This is a genomic window from Marinobacter sp. P4B1, assembly GCF_001447135.1.
Classification (GTDB): Bacteria; Pseudomonadota; Gammaproteobacteria; order Pseudomonadales; family Oleiphilaceae; genus Marinobacter; species Marinobacter vinifirmus.
The window spans coordinates 336,937-356,259 of record NZ_LLXM01000005.1; the positions used below are offsets into that span (position 1 = coordinate 336,937).

Annotated in this window: 18 protein-coding genes; 9 read left to right on the top strand and 9 right to left on the bottom strand. The window is 59.2% G+C overall.

The window, feature by feature from the left end; translation table 11 throughout:
- Positions 1–23 precede the first annotated feature (23 nt).
- From AQ621_RS03280 to pdhA, 4 genes are all read right to left on the bottom strand, one after another.
- Positions 24–539, bottom strand: a complete 516-nt coding sequence (locus tag AQ621_RS03280; protein ID WP_058340448.1) for a copper chaperone PCu(A)C — start codon at positions 537–539, stop codon at positions 24–26.
- A gap of 111 nt (positions 540–650) precedes the next feature.
- Positions 651–1,775 (bottom strand): dihydrolipoamide acetyltransferase family protein, encoded by a 1,125-nt coding sequence (locus tag AQ621_RS03285; RefSeq protein ID WP_058340250.1) that lies wholly within the window; start codon positions 1,773–1,775, stop codon positions 651–653.
- A 10-nt stretch (positions 1,776–1,785) separates the two neighbouring features.
- The gene (locus tag AQ621_RS03290; RefSeq protein WP_058340251.1) at positions 1,786–2,790 is read right to left on the bottom strand and encodes an alpha-ketoacid dehydrogenase subunit beta; all 1,005 of its coding nucleotides are present in this window, start codon (positions 2,788–2,790) and stop codon (positions 1,786–1,788) included.
- Positions 2,787–3,866 (bottom strand): pyruvate dehydrogenase (acetyl-transferring) E1 component subunit alpha, encoded by a 1,080-nt coding sequence (pdhA, locus tag AQ621_RS03295; protein ID WP_058340252.1) that lies wholly within the window; start codon positions 3,864–3,866, stop codon positions 2,787–2,789. The genes AQ621_RS03290 and pdhA overlap by 4 nt, the downstream gene beginning before the upstream one ends.
- 301 nt (positions 3,867–4,167) lie before the next feature.
- Between pdhA and AQ621_RS03300 the strand changes: the two genes are divergently transcribed.
- Complete coding sequence (locus tag AQ621_RS03300) at positions 4,168–4,887, top strand: tellurite resistance TerB family protein (protein ID WP_058340253.1); 720 nt, start codon at positions 4,168–4,170, stop codon at positions 4,885–4,887.
- Positions 4,888–4,985: 98 nt separating this feature from the next.
- Here the strand turns inward: AQ621_RS03300 and AQ621_RS03305 are convergent, their stop codons facing one another.
- On the bottom strand, positions 4,986–5,324 hold the full coding sequence (locus AQ621_RS03305; RefSeq protein ID WP_058340254.1) for a zinc ribbon domain-containing protein YjdM: 339 nt from the start codon (positions 5,322–5,324) through the stop codon (positions 4,986–4,988).
- A 127-nt stretch (positions 5,325–5,451) separates the two neighbouring features.
- On the opposite strand from AQ621_RS03305, the gene AQ621_RS03310 reads away from it, so the two are divergent.
- From AQ621_RS03310 to AQ621_RS03335, 6 genes are all read left to right on the top strand, one after another.
- Entirely contained in the window at positions 5,452–5,904 is a 453-nt protein-coding gene (locus tag AQ621_RS03310; RefSeq protein WP_058340255.1) for a YaiI/YqxD family protein, read from the top strand.
- Positions 5,905–5,988: 84 nt separating this feature from the next.
- Positions 5,989–7,776 carry an ABC transporter ATP-binding protein gene (locus AQ621_RS03315; RefSeq protein WP_058340256.1) on the top strand — a complete coding sequence of 596 codons (1,788 nt, stop codon included), beginning with the start codon at positions 5,989–5,991 and terminating at the stop codon, positions 7,774–7,776.
- Between the two features lie 83 nt (positions 7,777–7,859).
- Positions 7,860–8,633, top strand: coding sequence for an ABC transporter ATP-binding protein (locus tag AQ621_RS03320; protein WP_058340257.1), 774 nt, complete (start codon positions 7,860–7,862; stop codon positions 8,631–8,633).
- Positions 8,623–9,549 (top strand): iron-siderophore ABC transporter substrate-binding protein, encoded by a 927-nt coding sequence (locus AQ621_RS03325; RefSeq protein WP_058340258.1) that lies wholly within the window; start codon positions 8,623–8,625, stop codon positions 9,547–9,549. Before AQ621_RS03320 ends, AQ621_RS03325 begins: the two co-directional genes overlap by 11 nt.
- Positions 9,539–11,569, top strand: a complete 2,031-nt coding sequence (gene fhuB / locus AQ621_RS03330) for a Fe(3+)-hydroxamate ABC transporter permease FhuB (protein ID WP_058340259.1) — start codon at positions 9,539–9,541, stop codon at positions 11,567–11,569. The genes AQ621_RS03325 and fhuB overlap by 11 nt, the downstream gene beginning before the upstream one ends.
- Positions 11,556–12,317 (top strand): (2Fe-2S)-binding protein, encoded by a 762-nt coding sequence (locus tag AQ621_RS03335; protein ID WP_058340260.1) that lies wholly within the window; start codon positions 11,556–11,558, stop codon positions 12,315–12,317. Before fhuB ends, AQ621_RS03335 begins: the two co-directional genes overlap by 14 nt.
- A 42-nt stretch (positions 12,318–12,359) precedes the next feature.
- Here AQ621_RS03335 and AQ621_RS03340 read toward each other — a convergent pair whose 3' ends face one another.
- The gene (locus AQ621_RS03340) at positions 12,360–14,549 is read right to left on the bottom strand and encodes a TonB-dependent siderophore receptor (RefSeq protein WP_058340261.1); all 2,190 of its coding nucleotides are present in this window, start codon (positions 14,547–14,549) and stop codon (positions 12,360–12,362) included.
- A gap of 207 nt (positions 14,550–14,756) precedes the next feature.
- Here AQ621_RS03340 and AQ621_RS03345 point away from each other — a divergent pair, with 207 nt between their 5' ends.
- A complete protein-coding gene (locus AQ621_RS03345) occupies positions 14,757–15,878 on the top strand; it encodes a PQQ-dependent sugar dehydrogenase (protein WP_082640877.1) in 1,122 nt (373 codons plus the stop codon).
- Positions 15,879–15,882: 4 nt separating this feature from the next.
- Here the strand turns inward: AQ621_RS03345 and AQ621_RS03350 are convergent, their stop codons facing one another.
- Complete coding sequence (locus AQ621_RS03350) at positions 15,883–16,296, bottom strand: GFA family protein (RefSeq protein ID WP_022988618.1); 414 nt, start codon at positions 16,294–16,296, stop codon at positions 15,883–15,885.
- Positions 16,297–16,383: 87 nt separating this feature from the next.
- On the bottom strand, positions 16,384–17,154 hold the full coding sequence (locus AQ621_RS03355; RefSeq protein ID WP_058340262.1) for a glutathione S-transferase N-terminal domain-containing protein: 771 nt from the start codon (positions 17,152–17,154) through the stop codon (positions 16,384–16,386).
- A gap of 253 nt (positions 17,155–17,407) precedes the next feature.
- Here AQ621_RS03355 and dacB point away from each other — a divergent pair, with 253 nt between their 5' ends.
- Entirely contained in the window at positions 17,408–18,973 is a 1,566-nt protein-coding gene (dacB, locus tag AQ621_RS03360; RefSeq protein WP_058340263.1) for a D-alanyl-D-alanine carboxypeptidase/D-alanyl-D-alanine endopeptidase, read from the top strand.
- Between the two features lie 9 nt (positions 18,974–18,982).
- On the opposite strand, the gene AQ621_RS03365 is transcribed toward dacB, so the two are convergent.
- Positions 18,983–19,231 carry a DUF2798 domain-containing protein gene (locus AQ621_RS03365; protein WP_058340264.1) on the bottom strand — a complete coding sequence of 83 codons (249 nt, stop codon included), beginning with the start codon at positions 19,229–19,231 and terminating at the stop codon, positions 18,983–18,985.
- Between the last annotated feature and the right edge of the window lie 92 nt (positions 19,232–19,323).

The window sequence follows — 19,323 nt, forward strand, 5'->3', positions numbered from 1 at the left end:
GACCAGAACACCCTCAGGCCGCCTCAGTGTTTCATTTTGGAATGATCCATCTTCGAGTGGTCCACAGGCATGCCATCCAACGGCTGAACCACCAGCTCAATATCCATGTCGTCCGCACCGTCGAAGTCCAGCTGCACCGGAATTTTCTCGCCTTCAACCAGGGGCTGGGGTAACTGCTCCAACATCAGGTGATAACTGCGGGGTTTCAGTTCCACGGTTTCGCCGGCCGGAATGGCCAGGCCACCCTTCACCGGCTGCATGCGCATTACGCCTTCGTGCATGGAGGTTTCGTGGATGGAAACATGGCCGGCTCTCGGGCTTTGTGCCGCCACCAGGGTGATGGCCTGCTCACCATTATTGGTGATGGCCAGGTAGCCCACGCCCATGGGCGTGCCGGGCGGGGTTGGCCGGCTCCAGGGGTTGTCGATCTGGACCTTGCTGTGCCCAGCATGTTTACCATGATCAGCCGCCAGTACCGGTGTTGCAAGGGTGGCACAGGCCAACAGCAACGCGGAGGTCAGTTTATTGAATCGGTTCATGGTGTCTCGCACTGTGATGGTTTCAGGCATTTGAAGGCCCTTAGTGTTGTCGCCAACGCGCCGGATGGCAAGTGGCCGGAACAGCAGGCCGGCGACCACCGGCCCGCCCGTTCAGCCGGTTTTCTTCAGCGCATCGACCAGCGCGCCCAGAAACCGCGAGGCTTCGCCGCCGGTGGCAGCCCGGTGGTCGAAGGTCAGGGACAGGGGCAGAATGCGACGAATAGTCGCAGCGCCATCATATGGCACCACCTTCTCCCGAATACGCCCGGCGCCCACGATAGCCACCTGGGGCGGGCTGACGATGGGGTTGGCATACTGGCCGGTCATGGTGCCGAAATTGGACAGGGTGATGGTGGCTCCCTGCATCTCCTTGGGCGGAATCTTGCGGGTGGCCACCGCTTCCCGCAGGTTCTCCAGCCCTTTGCGCAGGTCTTTCAGGTTACGGTGGGTAATGTCTCTCAGCACCGGCACAAACAGACCTTCGGGCGTATCCACGGCAATGCCTACGTGCACCTCGCTCAGTAACTGGCGGCTCAGGTTGTCGCCATTAAACCAGCAGTTCAGCTCCGGCACCGCATCGCAGGCTTTCCCGATGGCCTGGACCAGGCGCATGGTGGTATCGGCGCCCTTTTTCCAGTCGCCGATATCCACATCCTCAAAAATGGAGACTGGCACTACCTGGGCGTGGGACAACGCCATGTTCTTCGCCATGGTGCGGCGGGTGCCGCGCAAGGGTTCGGCATCGCCCAGCTGTTTCTGGTGGCTGGCCTGTTTGTGTACGTCGTCTGTGGTAATCAGGCCGCCGGGGCCGCTGCCTTTGATGGTTTCCAGGCTGACACCCAGTCGCTCCGCCAGCGCCCGCACTCCAGGAGTGGCCCGGTTGGCGCGGGCCCGCTTGCTGGAGGCAGCAGCGCCGACGATGAACTGGTCTTTCTGCGCGCCCTGCCCATCCCCTTTGCCGGAGGATTTCAGCTCACCTACCACCGTACCGGTGTCGTCACCCGCCCCTTCAAAGGCCAGCAGGGGTTCGCCGGTGTGAATGATGTCGCCGGACTCGCCGTAGAGTTTGGCGATGGTGCCGGCCTGCGGCGACGGCACTTCCACGATGGCCTTGGCAGTTTCTACGCTGACCAGTATCTGGTCCGCCTCTACGGCATCGCCCACCTTGATATGCCATTCGACAATTTCAGCTTCCGGCAGGCCTTCGCCCAGGTCCGGGAGTTTGAAGTTTTTCATGGTTGGCCTCCTAGAGCGCGATCACCTGTTCAACGGCGTTTACGATGTCTTCCACCTGAGGCAGGTAATACTGCTCGTTCCGGTAGTAAGGCATCACAGTGTCGTAGCCGGTTACCCGCACCACCGGGGCCTGCAGGTCCAGAAAAGCCGCTTCGGCAATGGAAGCGGCTACCTCCGCGCCCACTCCGCCATTTCGGCAGGCTTCATGGACAATCACCGCCCGGCCGGTTTTGGCGACCGAGCACAGCAGGGTTTCCCGGTCCAGCGGGCTGACGGTGGCTACATCGATCACCTCGCAACTCACGCCCTGCTCTGCCAGTTTATCGGCCGCTTGCAGGGTTTCCATCACGCAGGCACCCCAGGTGATCAGGGTGACGTCATCGCCTTCGCGCAGGGTGAAGCAGGTATCCAGCGGCAGCGCCTCTCCGTTGTCCTCCACGCTCTGGGTCACTGCCCGGTAGATACGTTTGGGCTCCAGAAAAATCACCGGGTCCGGGTTTCGTATGGCCGCCAGCAGCAGGCCATAGGCTCTTTGTGGCGAACTGGGGATGACCACTCGCAGGCCGGGGATATGGGCAAACAGGGCTTCGGTGCTTTCGGAGTGATGTTCAGGCGCATGGATACCGCCGCCGAACGGGGCCCGGAACACCAGCGGGCAATGCAGCCGGCCCCGGGTGCGGTTACGCATGCGCGCAGCGTGGCTGACAATCTGCTCCATACCGGCGTAGATAAAGCCCATGAACTGGAACTCTGCCACCGGCCTCAGGCCCTGGGTAGCCATACCGATGGCGGTGCCGGCGATCAGGTTCTCCGCCAGCGGTGTATCCATCACCCGTTTGAAGCCGAAGGCCTCTTTCAGGCCCACCGTAGCGCGGAACACGCCGCCATTGGTGGCGATGTCTTCGCCCAGCACTACCACGTTTTCGTCGTCCGCCATGGCCCGGTGCAGGGCCATGTTGACCGTTTCCACCAGGGTCACGTCACGGGTTTCATTCGAACGCTTTGCCGCATTCATGCTGCACCTCCCCGGTATTTGTTGGCAATCTGATCACGCTGGGGTTGCAGCGCCGCGGGGAGGATTTCAAACAGATAATCCAGCATAGCGGTGGGTGGCTCAGCCTCGGTGGCCAGGTATTCCTCCACGGCCTGTTCTACGGCTTGCTTGCAGTCCGCCTGCAGGGCTTTTTCCTTATCCGGGCTCCAGTGTCCGCAGTCATGAAGCCAGTTCTGCAGGCGCTTGATGCCATCCTTTTCCCAGGCGCGTTTAAGATCTTCGGCGGTGCGGTAGCGGGTGGCATCATCTGCGGTGGTGTGGTCGCCCAGCCGGTAGGTCACCGCTTCAATCACGGTTGCGCCCTTGCCGCCATGGGCCCGCTCCAGAGCAGCGTCCAGTGCTTCAATCGTCGCGAAGTAGTCGTTGCCATCCACAATGTGGCCCGGCAACCCTGCACTGATGGCTTTCTGGGCGATGGTTTCGGCGCCGCTTTGCAGGCTGCGCGGGGTGGAAATCGCCCACTGGTTGTTGATCACCACAAACACCACCGGCAGGTGCCAGGCACCGGCCAGGTTGATACTTTCCAGAAAGTCACCCTTGGAGGTACCGCCATCGCCAATGCAGCACACCACCGCCCGCTGCTGGTCGCGAATTTTCATGGCAGAGGCCACACCTACGGCATGGCAACACTGGGTGGCAATGGGTACAGAGACTGGCAGGTCTTCCGGGCAATTCTGCCAGGCGCTGCCGCGCTCGTCGCCGCCCCAGTACAGCAGCAACTCCCTGAGGCTGACGCCCCTCAGAATGTGCGCAGCCTGGTCCCGGTAGTAAGGCACAAACACATCAGACTTCGCCATGCCCTGGCCAATGGCCGTGCCCACCACTTCGTGCCCCAGCACAGAGGGATAGGTACCGCATTTTCCGGTACGTTGCAGGGCAATGGCTTTGGAATCGAAGGTGCGGGTCAGCACCATGTTGCGGTAGGCGGCCAGAACCCTGTCGGTGTTCCCGGCCTGGGGCGGCAGCTCACTCAGGGGCTTGCCGTGATCATCCAGATAGCGGGTGCTATCCACATGAAACTCGTGGACTTCTTTCATCCCATCCTCCTGTCCCCCGGCTTCGCGATAAAAGCCTGGCTGCACTAAAGCCTGCTTGTGGCGGGCAACGGCAGCGGTGGGGTGGTTCGTCTTGTTGTTGGCGCGGGTTACGCGCTGCGGGATTTCTCCGGGTGCTAACGGGCACCCTGTTTAATATTTAGACGATGGTTCGGAAATGATCAAAGGAACTTTACGGGCAAGCGCCTGACAATACGTTCATCCCGGATTCATGTTGGTTGTGGTTTGTTGTGGCTAAACTCAATGAGCAAACACGGGCAACGCCCCTCGAAGGAGCTGAACAATGAACGTTATGTCGGTACTGAATCAGATCATGGGCCAGGCTCAAGGTGGCCAATCCCGAAGCAGCGGTGGAATGGATATAAACAGCCTGATGGGCAGCCTTGGCAACCAGGTCTCTGGCGGGAATGGCGGCAGCGGGATTGATGTCAAGAGTCTGCTGGGCGGCGGTGCTCTGGGCTTGATGCTGGGTTCCAAACGCGGCAGGAAGATGGGCGGCACGGCGCTGAAATATGGCGCGCTTGCAGGTGTAGGCGCGCTGGCGTGGAAGGCCTACCAGAATTACCAGAGCAACGCACAGGGCGCCCCTCAGCAAGCGCCAGCCCAGCAGGGCCGGCCACTGGAACAACTGCAGGGTGCCGAGCAGGAAAAGCGCGGCCTTGAGATACTGCAGGCCATGATCATGGCGGCCCGGGCTGATGGCCACGTAGATGCCAACGAACGCGCACTGCTCACTCAGGAAATCGAAAAACTGGGACCAGACGACGAATTACACAACTGGATTCAGCAACAGTTTGATGCCCCGCTGGACGCCCAGGCGCTTGCCAAAAACGCGGATTCCCCCCAGGCAAGCCGGGAAATCTATGTGGTCAGCGCCGTTATGATTGATGATCAGAACGCCATGGAAAGAGCGTGGCTGGACCAACTGGCCGCGGCCCTGAACCTCGACCCCGGCCTGGCCAAAGAGCTTGATCAACAAGTGCGGGCCGTCAGCCAGGCCTGAGACTCAATCATCCCACCGCTCATATGGCAGGCCTTGCCGCAACAGCCTACAGGTAACCACAAAAGCCAGGGTGGTTGCGGCAATGGCCATCAAAGCGGTCAGGCCTTTTTGACAAACTCTGACTTAAGCTTCATGGCACCCACGCCATCCACTTTGCAATCGATATCATGGTCGCCATCTACCAGCCGGATATTCTTCACCTTGGTGCCGACTTTCACCACCAGGCTGGAACCCTTCACCTTCAGGTCTTTGATCACTGTTACCGTATCACCGTCCTGAAGCTCGTTGCCGTTGGAATCGCGAACCACCTTGCCAGCTGCGGCCTCCGCCTGTTCCGCTTCGGTCCACTCATGGCCACATTCGGGGCAAACCAGCTGAACGCCGTCCTCATAGGTGTATTCAGAATTACACTGGGGGCATGGGGGCAGTTGAGACATTATCATTTCCTGTTAATTGAATGAGTATCGAATTATACCACCACCAGGAATCAGCGGGCCAAAACTAACCCGCACCCGCACTGAACGGTTAAACTGACAATACACCAAGTTACCGAAGGAAAGTTAAATGCCAATCTGGGTCGACGCCGACGCCTGCCCCGTACCCATCCGGGAAATCCTCTGCCGCGCCGCTACCCGCTGGCAAGTCCAGACCACCTTCATCGCCAACCACGTCATCACTCTGCCGCCGAGCTCCTACATCAGCCGCCGCCAGGTTCCCCAGGGCTTTGACGTCGCCGACAACGAAATCATGGACCAGATGAGCAAAGGCGACCTGGTGATCACCCAAGACATCCCCCTGGCAGCGGAAGCGATCGAAAAAGGTGCCGATGTGTTCAACCCCCGGGGACAGGCCTTTACCAAAGAGAATATCCGCCAGCGCCTGGCCATGCGTAACTTCATGGAAGAAATGCGCAGTGCCGGTCAAGTCACCGGCGGCCCCGCACCCTTGGGCCAGGCCGACCGAAAGGGGTTCGCCGATCAACTCGACCGTTGGCTGCAACGCAACACCCACAAGTGATAATGATTCTATTTTAAAATAACGGAGAATCCGCTACCCTTCCTGCCTTTGGCAAGCCCAGCCACAGCAAGAAGGAAGCGGATTATGTCGTCAAACAGCCCTCACACCAGCAGCGTCGCCGCCCTTGGCCGACTGCTTCGATACGCCCGGGGCTATCGCCGGCAGATCATTGCAGCCACTACCTGTTCGATCATCAACAAGCTCTTCGACATTGCTCCGGAGATTTTGATTGGTGTTGCCATTGACGTCGTGGTGAACCAGGAGGAGAGCTTCGTTGCCGGCCTGGGCTTTGAGACTGCGCAGGAGCAAATCACCATCCTGGCGGTGCTCACCTTCTTCATCTGGGCGGGCGAGTCGCTGTTTGAGTACCTGTTCCAGATTCTCTGGCGTAACCTGGCCCAGCGACTACAGTCCGATCTCCGGCAAGACGCTTATGAACACGCCCAGCGTCTGGACATGAGTTTCTTTGAGGCGAACAGCTCCGGGCAACTGGTCGCCACCATGAACGACGATGTAAACCAGCTGGAGCGTTTCCTGGATGGCGGCGCCAATGCCATGATCCAGGTAGCGGTTACCGTAGTAGCTGTGGGTGCCGTGTTCTTTGTGCTGTCGCCACTGATTGCCCTGCTGGCGTTCACACCGATTCCCCTGATTATCTGGGGCGCCTTCTATTTCCAGCGCAAAGCCGGTCCGCTGTACGCAGACGTAAGGGAGAAAGTAGGCGACTTCTCCAGCCGCCTGGGCAACAATCTGGGTGGCATCGCCACGATCAAGAGCTTCACCGCCGAACAGCGGGAAGCCAAACGCCTGAAGGACGCGAGCGAAGCCTATGTTGATGCGAACCGCCGCGCCATTCGCATCAGCTCGGCGTTCATTCCGGTGATTCGCATGGCCATTCTGGCCGGTTTCCTGGCTACCTTCACGGTTGGCGGCATGATGGCACTGGAAGGCAGCCTGAACGTGGGCGCATACGGGGTTCTGGTGTTCCTCACCCAGCGCCTGCTCTGGCCCCTGACCGGCCTGGCGGAAGTGATCGATCTGTTTGAACGGGCCATGGCCAGCACCCGGCGGATACTCGATCTGCTCGCCGAACCGGTAAACGTTCGGGATGAAGCCGGCAAGACACTCGAACAGCCAGTACGTGGAAAGGTCTCATTCAATCAGGTGAGCTTCCGTTACGCCGGCAGCGGCGCCGGCATACAGGACATTACCCTGAACGTTCCTGCAGGCAATACCCTGGCATTGGTAGGCGCCACCGGCTCCGGCAAGTCCACATTGATCAAGCTATTATTGCGGTTCTACGACTCCTCCCACGGAGACATCCGGATTGATGGCCAACCCATTCGTGAAGTGAGCCTGAAGTCTCTGCGCGATGCCATTGGCCTGGTCAGTCAGGATGTCTACCTGTTTGAGGGCAGCATCCGCGACAACCTGGCCTATGGCAAACCGGATGCCGCCGAAGAAGAGATCATTGAAGCTGCTCGCACTGCCGAAGCCTGGTCCTTCATTGAGGCACTGCCGGAAGGCCTGGACACACCGGTTGGTGAGCGGGGCATTCGCTTGTCCGGAGGCCAACGTCAAAGACTGTCACTGGCCCGGGCGCTGCTGAAGAATCCCCCCATACTGGTGTTGGACGAAGCAACCAGTGCGGTGGACAACGAAACCGAAGCCGCCATCCAGCGCTCGCTCAAGCGCATTGGCCATAATCGCACGGTGATCATGATTGCCCACCGGCTGTCTACCATTGTGGATGCCGATACCATCGCCGTGGTTGAGAATGGCCGGATTGTCGAGGAAGGCGACCACAACAGCCTGATCCACAATAACGGCGCCTACGCCGCACAATGGCGCGTGCAAACCGGGCAGGCGTAAGTAGGCCACACCGCCACAGAGATAATATTGATAGGTATTCGCATTTAGATTATCCTGCCAGCCAAAGAAACAGGGGAATCTGAATGTCCGCGTTTTTCGAAGTCCGCGAACTCGCCGTCCACATTGGCAGCACGGCTATCCTTCAAAACATTAGCCTGGCCTTTAACGAAGGCCAGGTAACCGCCCTGCTTGGCCACAACGGCTCAGGCAAATCCACGTTGTTGAAATCACTGGCCAGGCAGATTCCAGCCTGTGCCGGTGAAGTCAGGCTTGAGGGTAAAACCGCGAAAAGCCTCGGCGCCCGCGCCTTTGCACGGATTGTCGGCTACCTGCCCCAGCACCCGCCCGGCACCGATGGCCTGACGGTAAGGGAGCTGGTCGCACTGGGCCGTTACCCCTGGCGCGGCCCGCTTGGCCGATACAGCGAGAAGGATCACTCACTGATTGACCAGGCTATCGCCGATACCGATCTAAAACCTTTTCAACACCGCTCTGTAGACACCCTCTCCGGCGGTGAGCGCCAACGGGCCTGGATTGCCATGCTACTTGCCCAGCAAACACGCTGCCTGCTATTGGATGAACCTATCTCCGCCCTGGATGTGAAGCACCAGGTGGAAACGCTGCGCCTGGTACAGCGCCTTGCCAGCCAGCGAGAACTGACCGTGATTGTGGTACTGCACGATGTCGATCTGGCCTCCCGTTTCTGCGACCGGCTGGTGGCCCTGAAATCCGGCCAGGTGGTGGCCGATGGCACGCCGGCAGAGATCATGGACAGCCAGATTCTGGAATCGATTTACAGCGTTCCCATGGGCGTGATGGAGCGGGCACCGGGGCAATGGGTTTCCTATGTCCACTAACCCGAAATCCCTGTTGCTCGGCGCCCTGCTCCTTCTGCTGCCGATTGCAGGAGCGGCCCAGACCTGGCAACACGAAGGCGGCACGCTAACCCTTGACGAACCCCCTGAGCGCATTGTCGCGCTGAACTGGGCCGCCACCGAAACCCTGCTGTTGCTGGGTATCACACCCGTTGGCGTGGCCGACATGGCCGGCTATGCCACCTGGGTTCAGGAACCGGAATTGCCTGAGGGTGTTGCCAATGTCGGCACCCGGGTCGCCCCCAGCCTCGAGGCGATTGCAGAACTGAAACCCGACCTGATCGTCACCAGCACCGAAATGGCTCCGGCGGCCGAACTGTTGGAACGAATTGCGCCCACCTACGTGATCAGCGTGTACAAAAAAGGCGCACGACCGTACGACAAGGCCCGGGAAATGCTGACAACGCTGGGCGAAATCACCAGTCGGAAAGATCGCGCAGAGGCGGTACTGGCCGATATCGAACAGACCCTGAACCAACAGCGGAAGCGACTGGAACAAGCCGGCATCACCGACAAACCGGTTGCTCTGGTGAACTTTCTGGATGACCGCCATGTACGCATCTATGCCCCCAACGGTCTGTTCCAGACAGCCTTGGAAAGCCTTGGGCTTACCAATGCTCGGTCAGATCCTGGCAACTATTGGGGTTTTTCGGCCATTGGCCTGGAATCTGTGGCGGATGCCAGCAACAGCCGCATCGTGGTAATAGAACCTCTGGTGCCAGGGCTGGCCGACAGTCTGGCCAACAGCCCGTTCTGGACCTACCTGCCACCAGTGCGAGACGAGGAGATCTACCGGATTCCTGCTGCCTGGCCTTTCGGTGGCGTATACCCGGTGAAACGCCTGGCCGTTGCCCTGACCGACGCCCTGATTGAAGGGGGCAGCGACAATGTCCGTTGAGTCTACCCTGCGCGTTTCCAATCGCCCAGAAATTCCCGCCAGGCTGCCCGTTGCAGTCGCTCTACTCTGGCTGGCCGCACTGGCCACCAGCGCCTTGCCCTGGCTCGATCAGCTACAGCTTCCACAACTTATATCGGCGTTCTGGACGTTTGATGGCAATAACTACGCCTCCGTTTTGGCCCACTTCAGCTGGGCACCGAGGGTCTCCATCGCGATACTGATTGGCTGCGCACTGGGTCTGGCCGGGGCCGTTACCCAGCAAGTGCTTGGTAATCCACTAGCCTCACCCACCACTCTGGGCGTGGAGGCCGGGGGCCAGTTTGGTGTCACGGTTGCCACCCTGTTTGCGCCGGGCTTGCTGGCTTTCAGTCCTGACCTTGCCGCAGTGGCCGGCGGCTTGCTCGCCATCGGCCTGGTCATAGTGCTCACCTGGCGACTCGGCTTCTCGCCGGTCACCGTGATTCTGGCCGGGCTGGTTGTCACCTTCTTTCTGGGCGCCATCAACATGGCATTCCTGCTGCTGAAAGGTGAATGGCTCGGCAACCTGTTTATCTGGGGCGCTGGATCCCTGGTACAGAACAACTGGGGCCCCTTCTTTGATCTGCTCCCCCGGGTATTGGTTATTGCCGCTGCGATGGTGGCCCTGATGCGCCCGCTACAGCTGCTTCAGCTCGGCCAGGCATCGGCAAACTCACTGGGGGCGAAAGTCTCACTGCTTCGTGCTGTTGCGCTGTTTCTGGTGGTGATCATGAGCTCGGTGGTGGTCAGCCGGGTGGGCGTAGTGGCCTTCGTGGGGCTGGCTGCACCGGTATTGGCGCGACTGCTGGGGGCCAGGAGCCTGACTGAACGACTGCTGTGGAGCACTCTGGCCGGCGGGGGCCTGCTATTGCTGGCTGATACCCTCGCGCAGTGGGCCACCACCTGGGATGGTGGCTCGCTGGTGCCTACCGGCACCACCACGGCATTGATTGGCGGGCCTATCATTCTGCTTGCACTTCAAGGCTTCCGTAACACGCACCATATGCCCGGTCAGGACAGCAGCCCCGCGGGGTTTCTGCCCCGCCGGCGACATCCCGCAATGGTCGCCGCAGCCCTGTGCTCTATACTGGCTCTGACCATCACTCTCTCCATGGGCTGGTCTCCGGGCCTTGAGGGCTGGAACTGGACGCCCGTGGCACAGTGGACAGACGCGTGGGTATGGCGAGGCCCGAGATTAATGGCCGCCATCCTCGCCGGCATGGCGCTGGGTATGGCCGGCACCCTGATCCAGCGGATGACCGGCAACCCCATGGGCAGCCCGGAACTGCTGGGCATCAGCGGCGGAGCAGCGTTAGTGATGGTAGTTCTGGTTCTGACCGGACTCGAGATTGGCCGTCTTGGCCAACTGGCCGCCGCCACGGTGGGTGCCGCCGGCGCCCTGGGGCTGTTACTGCTGCTGGCCCGCAAGCACCACTTCGCGGGCAATCAACTGTTGCTTGGCGGCCTGGCGCTGTACGTATTCATGGATGCCGGCCTGAGGCTGGTAATGGCCTCTGGCGGCACCGTTGCCTCTCGCCTGCTGAACTGGATGTACGGTTCAACCTGGCTGATCTCCGAATCCGAAGCCTTCGGTTTACTGGCACTGGTGGTCAGCCTCGGTGCCTTGCTGTTGCTTGCCCTGCGACCGCTTACGCTGTTGCCGCTGGGTGAAACATCGGCTTCGTCCCTCGGCCTGAGGGTACCGCGGGCACGGCTTCTGCTATTGGTGCTGGCTGCCGTGCTTACAGCAGCGTCGACTGTGGTCATCGGTCCATTAAGCTTCGTCGGGTTGATCGCCCCGCACCTGGCCCGGGTACTGGGACAGCAGACCGTGGGCCGGCAAATGCTGGTCGCGGCCCTGGCCGGCGGGCTACTGCTCTCCTTGGCAGACTATCTGGCCCGAGTTCTGGTGTATCCCAATCAGCTCCCCGCCGGACTGCTGGCAGCCCTGGTTGGCGGCTTGTACTTTCTTTGGGGGTTGAGCCGTCATGGTCGCGGCTGAGGCAGCAACGCGGTGGCTGGCGGATTACCACAACCTGTCGGCCCGCCACGGCCTTGATGGCAATGCGCTACTGAACAACGCACTGACACCCGCCAACCGCGAACAACCCCCGTTATTTTCCCTTGCCCAGCTACTGGCAAATCCAGACCTTCTGCAACAACAGGTCCGCGAGGATTATCCGGATGCTGATCATCCGCGACTTCGCAAGGCGCGGCTTTCTGTCCTGCATCAGAGCCTGGCACTTCAGATTATCGGACCACTGGTGATCCGGCTGTTCCGGGATGGCAGCAGTGTGGCCCTGAATCCCGAGCGTGTTTTTCTGTGCCGGGAACCATCTGGGCCAGAGGGCCAGTCCCGCTGGCAATATGCAGCCAGTGCACAGGAGCGCTTGGAGCCTGAGGCGTTCTTACAGTCTCTGAGTGGGCAGATGCAAGATTGGTACGGTGTGTTCCGACAGCATTTTGGTGTCAGCCCGGGGGCCTATTGGAGCAGTGTCGGGCTGGCGTTGGGGGCGCCCTATTCGGTGGTGTGGAACCAGGTTAATCCAGAGGAGTTGTGTAAACAGGCCGGTAGCTGGCTGGCGCAGTTCAAATGCGAAGCCAACCGCTATATTGACTGGATTCCGGCGGAATTCAGCCAACAGCGGTGCGCCATCCCTCAGCGCAAAGGGTGCTGCCTCAAATATTTACTGCCAGGAGGTGGCTATTGCGGGACGTGTGGGATCTATCGTAAAGAACGTATGGGCTGAAACAATAAGGGCAGCCAGTACCGCCGGCTGCCCTGACACTCGTTAATACACCCAGGAAACGGTCAGGCTGGCATTGGCCGGCTCACCGTAGAAACCCTGGGCCGAGGCACCAAATTTCTTCAGGCTCTCGATGTACTTCTCCTCGGTAACGTTGTTTACGTTCAGGGTTGCATTCCAGTCTCGGGCGAAATCATAGCTTGCCATCAGATCCAGCACCGCATAGCTCCCCTGTTCTGTGACGATGGTCTCACCAGCATTCGGGCCGGTGGTAGCAACACCCTGTTCCTGGGTAATCTCAGACTGCCAGCGTACCTTGCCACCAAGCTTGAACCCTTCGACCCCAGGCACCTTCCAGGTAGCACGTAACTGGGCTAGATGCTCCGGCACGAAGGACTTGGCCCCTTTACCATCCTTGCCCTCAATATCCACATAGGTATAACCGGCGAAAAGCTGGATTCGGTCGGTGAGATCACCCACTATTTCGGCCTCCACACCCCGGCTGGTCAACCCATCCACAGCGGTGTAGTAAGAATCATTGGTCCCGGGTAACACTCCTGCTGCCTCAGCTACGTTCTTCTGCTCAGTCTGGAACAAAGCAATAGTGGTGTTCACACGGTCGTTCTGAAACTCACTTTTCAGGCCCAGCTCATAGTTGACCCCGTCAATCGGATCCAGTCGATCGCGATTGATGTCCACCTCAGTCTGCGGAGTGAAAATCTCGGTATAGCTGGCGTAGACCGAATGATCATCGTTGATGTCGTAGATCAGGCCCGCATACGGCGTTTCTACCGCATCGTAGCTGCTTTCCTTGGTTGCACCGTAGCTCTCCCCCTTGTTATCCAGCCAGGTCAGACGGAGCCCTGTAATGGCGGTGAGTTGATCGGTCAGCGACCAACGAGCGGCAGCATAGGTGGACGTTTCGCGGTCGGTCCAGTCAGAGCCGCCAACACCATTATCGAAAGCGGGCTTGGGATAGTTGCCATCCCACTCATTCAGCGGTGGCAATGGATCCCCGATGCCGCGGCCATAGCGGGACTCGTCCACCGTCTCTGAGCGAGACCAGGATGCACCCAACACCAGCTCATGGGTACGATTAGCCAGCTGGAACGGACCGGTAGCGTATGCATCAACCACCCACTGTTCCACGTCAAGATCGTATTGACTGGGATAGGCAACGAGTCCCTCGCCAGTTTCCGGATTAAGCTGTACTCCAGAAGGCGTGTACTGATAGAACAGCTCGGACTCGCTTTCATTCTCCAAACGGAACACCGTGCCCGTGGCTCTCCAGCCGCCGGCAAGCTCCTGACGCAATTCGACAAAGCTGTTGTGCTGGGTGTTGTCCCAGTAGGACCAGTCGGAAGCCGTGCTGGTTGAACGCGCAAAATCCGTCGCTGAGCCATCGGAGTAGAACAGAGGCAGCGCACCCCACAACGGGCTGTCTGTATCAGACGTCTGGATGGCGTGGCCGAGGGTCAGCAACGTGGTATTGGTCAGGTCTGCTTCCAGCACCCCGTAGAACATCTGCTTTTCGTTGTTATACCGGTCCAGGTAGGAGCCTTTGTCCTCATAACCGGCCACCACACGGCCGCGCACCGCACCGGATTCAGACACGGCACCGGAAACATCACCGACAATCCGTTTTTTGTCCCAGGAACCACCAGTCACCGCAACCGAGGCATTGGTGTCTGCGGTTGGGCGCTTGCGGATGAAGTTGACGGTGGCGGCCGGGCTGCCGGAACCGGTCATCAAACCGTTGGCGCCCCGAACCACTTCCACGCGATCAAAGAAGGCGGTATCCAGCTCGCCCTGCACGTTGTCGTATACCGCTGGCATGCCAACACCGTCGTACTGGAAGTTGTTGATGTCGAAACCGCGTGAGGTGTAGTAAGTGCGGTCCGTTTCCACCGACTCGACGGTGACACCGGTGGTGCCTTCGAGAACGTCATTGATGTCGTTCTGGGCGAAATCGTCCATCTGTTCCCGGGTGATCACGGTAACAGCCTGCGGAGTTTCGCGGTGGGTCAACTCCATTCTGGTAGAAGACGTTGTTGTGCCGCTGATGTAACTGCCCGTCGACTCGGAAGTAACCTGGCTCCGGGGCGCTGTCACGTCTAATGCATCCAATGCCGTGGGTTCGTTCTCCTGCGCGGCGGCCATGCCGGACAAGCTGGTGCACACAATAGCGGTGATCAGGGCCTTGCGGCGAAAACGGGGTTCCGGATTTCGGTACATCAAACGACTCCGTAGTTTAACGAATCAAGAGTGGGAGGATTAAAGGTCAAAACCTGACACAATTATATTAATGCGAATCATTATGATTTGAAATAGCTGGTAGATTATTTTTACAAACCCCAGAGAGCTTAGGTTCAGAAGAAACGGCATCCAGGTACTATGGTTAAAGCCAGAGCATCGACTGGAAGCACACACTAGGAGGTTTTTATGTTCCTTCACCAACCGCTGGCACTGGCTTTGGGAGTCTTTATCGCCGCAACCCAGGCCACCGCGGATCAGACCTTTGATTCCGATAATGGGCGTGTTCAGCTGGAAACCGTTGCCGAGGGACTCGAACACCCCTGGAGCCTCGCCTTCCTGCCAGACGGCTCGCAACTGGTCACCGAAAGGGCCGGCCGGCTTCGGGTGATTCGCGACGGGGAGCTGCACAAGGAGCCGGTTACCGGTGTGCCGGATTTAGTAGTTGCCGGCCAGGGCGGCCTGCTGGATGTATTGCTGCATCCGGAGTTTGAAGATAACCAGACGCTGTTTCTCAGCTATGCCCACAGAAATCGTGAGGGCATGACCACCCGGGTAGCCCGGGCCAGGTTTGACGGCAAGGCGTTGAGTGATGCGGAGGTGATTTTCGAAGCCTCGCCGCGAGGCAACACCACCCGGCATTTTGCCGGGCGCATGGTGTTTGGCCAGGATGGCCATCTATACATTTCTGTTGGTGACCGCGGCGAGATGGAGCGGGCCCAGGACACCCGGGACGACGCCGGTGGCGTGCACCGCATCACCATTAACGGAGAACCCGCACCTGACAATCCCTTCCTCAGCAATTCGGACATCAACGACACCTTCTTCACCTACGGCAACCGCAACATTCAGGGCATGACCCTGCACCCGGACACCCGCGAGGTGTGGAGCCACGAACACGGTCCCCGGGGTGGCGATGAAATCAACATCATCAGGGCTGGCAACGATTACGGCTGGCCGAAGGTGACCTACGGCATCGATTACTCCGGCGTTCCGATTTCCAGCAGAACCACCATGGAGGGCGTGGCTGATCCCCTGCACTATTGGGATCCTTCCATCGCGCCATCGGGCATGGCGTTCTATACCGGAGAGCTGTTTCCCCAGTGGCAAGGTGATGTGTTTGTTGGTGCGCTGAAAATGCGCAAACTGGTGCGCCTGAGCCTTGATGGCGGGAAGGTTACCAAAGAGGAAGATTTGCTCACCGAGCTGGGCGAGCGCATCCGGGATGTACGCATGGGGCCAGATGGTGCCCTCTGGTTACTGACAGATTCACCAAGGGGCAAGGTTTACCGAATGGTTCCGGCGAAATAGACGGTCAGTGCGGATCGTTGGTTCTTTCGGTTTTCTCGAACTGCGGAAGATCATCGGTAATATCGAACCAGTCAGACTTCGAACCCACATAAACATGCTGGGCCGCTTTCTTGCCGACCGGTTCGTCAAGCACGCCGATGCGCAAACGCAGAATACCGGGAATGGCGTCTACCCGGCTGTATAACTGGCTGCCACAGCAGCTGCAGAAGGCCCGGTACTTGCCTGGACGAGACTCGAATTCGGTCACCTTGTCTTCGCCCCGGGTAAAGTGAAAACGCACTTTCTGAACCGGCGCACTGGCCGAAAAGGCACTGCCGTGGGCACGGCGACACTGGCTGCAATGGCACAACGCGATGGGGCCAAGCGGGCCATCGTATTCAAACTTGATCTCGCCACACAAACACTGGCCCGTATACATCGCACTCTCCCGGAATCGGCTGTCAGGTTACCGGCGCCGATGATACCTGCTCCGTGCACGATTGCCATACCCGGAGCAGCCTGCGCGTCACATGGCGTATTCTTTTTCCAGGTAGGCCAGGATACGGGCAGATTCAAACAGCTTCTGGCCGGTGTTGGGGTCTTCCAGGTACGGCACCTGTACCCGACCGTGCGCCTGAAAGAACGCATCACGCTTGCCGCCAGCCTCGGGCTCATAGGGGCCGGGCTTGATGCGCTGAACGGCCGGGCCGATTTCGGTCCAATGCTCTTTGCCCAGGTTATGCAGAGTGTAGGGAATTTCGAATTCGCACAGGCGTTCTCGAACCAAACGGGAGAAGGGACTGCCCTCAAAACTCCACAAATGCAGCGTCTGGGCCGGGCGCTTGGCAGGCCTCGCCCGCATGCCCCTCAACTCACTGGCGGCAGAGCCTGCCGCGCCAAGGGCGGTTTGCCAGGATTTGCCTTTGTAATAACCAGGCACAGGACGATTGGCGTACTGGCGGAACAGGTACTCCACGATCGCGTCTGACTCATACAGGGTTTCACCGGTGTTCTGGTCCACCAGCAACGGAAACTGCTTTTTGCCGCCAATGGCCTCGGCTTCCGCCCGGAAAATCCGGCCGCCTTTCGGGCACGGGCGAATCTCTGCATCCAGGTGCAAGGCAGTCAATGCTTCCCTCACCTTGCGGCAGAACGGGCAGGCTTCAATATCAAAGAGGATCAGCGGCTTTTCCGGTTGCGGCACGGCCTTGACCACAAGACACCCGCGCCAGGCCGAGAACGAAGAGGTGGCCACAGATTCCAGCACGTTAATTTGATGCTTGAGGGCTCGAAACATGGATGTTTCCCTTTGTTGTTGAGTATTTCAGGCATTGTCCCACATATTCTGCACTCACCATTGGCTGCAGGGCCACAAACCCGGGGTCACAGTAACTCACTGATTCACAAAGCCCAGCGGAAAATTGAAACAAAACATCAATAGAAACAACGTGGCTACTGTCATTTTTTAACGTCATGTATCACTTTTTTGCATAGTGCAAACCCGTAAGATGGGCTATGGTAGGAAAAGAAGCTAACAAGGGACTCAGGCCATGCGACTGCAAGGTTCAAGGGTGAATGCATGCTCACTCTGGAGATTTTCAAAATCCAGCCGTCTGTTGATTGCTGCGGCTACAGCCTTCTCACTCAGCGCGCCGGCACTGGCCCAAAGCCAGGAAGAGGCGGCCAGAAGCTTCTCCAGTTCCGGGCTGTGGGCTTCCGAGATCCGTGACTACGCCTCCAAATCCCTGAACAACGAGCAAGGCCTGAGCGTTGCCGCCGTGCCCCTGAACGGCCCGGGCATCGACCAGTATGTAAACGCTGACCAGCTGATGAACCCCGGCTCCATCATGAAGCTGGTAACCACCTACGCCGCCCTGGAACTGCTTGGCCCCAATCACCACTGGAATACCGATTTTCTGACCGACGGCCAGATGGTGGGCGATACCCTGGAAGGTAACCTTTATGTGCGCTTCGGCGGCGACCCGAAGCTGACCCTGGAGCGGCTGTGGGGCACGCTCAGGGAACTCAAAGACATGGGAATAAACCGCATCAGCGGCGACCTGGTGCTGGACGGCAGTTACTTTCAGGTTGATGGCGGCTTCCCGCATTTTGAAGATAATGGCAACAACCCGTACGCGCCTTTCCTGGTGGAGCCCTCGGCCTACCTCACCAACCTGAACCTGCTGCATTTCCAGGTACGGGCAGACGAGCGTGGCACCCAGGCCTGGACCACCCCCAACCTTGGCGAAGTCACCATCGACAACCGGGTAACCGCCGTGCCGGAAGGCCCCTGCCCATCCCGTCGGGACTTCAAATGGCAACCGGTGTTTCATGACGACCAGCGAGTGACCGTGCAGGTGACCGGCGAACTGCCTCAGGGTTGCCGCACCACTACCTATATGTCACTGCTACCCCACGATCACTACGCGGCCTCGACCATTCGCACGGTACTGTCAGAAATGGGCATTATCGTGAGCGGCGGCGACCGTTTTGAACAAACTCCGGAAGACCTGCGGCTGGTCATGCGAACCACCTCGCCCGACCTGGTAACCATGGTGCGGGACATCAACAAGTGGAGCAGCAACGTAATGGCCCGGCAGATGCTTCTGGCCATTGGCGCAGAAGTGCGGCAAGACTCGGACAACGATGACCGGGTAGCCGGTATCCGGGCCATTTATGACTGGCTCGAGCAGAAAGGCATCAACACCGCTGGCATGGTGATCGACAACGGCTCCGGCCTGACCCGCCATGGCCGCATCACCGCCCGGCAGGGTGCCCGAATTCTGCAGCATGCCTGGGAAAGCCGGTATGCCTCTGACCTGATGGCCTCGCTACCGATCATTGCCATGGACGGAACCATGGCCAGGCGGTTACGAAACACGGGAATGGATGGTGAAGGGCGCATCAAAACCGGCACCCTGGCAGACGTGCGCTCCATTGCAGGCTTTGCCCGCGATGAAAACAACACCACCTGGGCAATCGTTGGTATGGTCAATAATTCTCCGGCCTGGAACGGCCGGGCCGTACTCGACCGGGTTCTGCACTCCCTGCACTACCGGCCGCCTACCGGTACCGCCGTGTCCCGGGCAGATTCCGCCAGCACCTCTATTCAATAGGCCCGAAAGTTATTTCGGGCCTGATAGCCTCGCAACGGTGGCATCGGCCATCTTGCCCGCCAGCGGCGCAATAAAAATCACCAACGGAAAGGCGATCGCCCAGGCCACCAGCCAGGCGCCGATCCACCGGGACAAGAACCCGTCCGACATTCCTGTGTTGATCAGGGTGATAATGCCCGAGATCATCAGCGACATGATGCAGGACATATAAAGCGAGAAGATAAACTGGCGCGCACGGGCTACAGTAAACTTTGACATTCCAACTCCAGGATTCCATCGGGTCTGCCGGCATCTGTTCCGCCGGCGATGGCGTATTGTATAGGTAAGGCTTGCATCTTAGTAAGCATGCA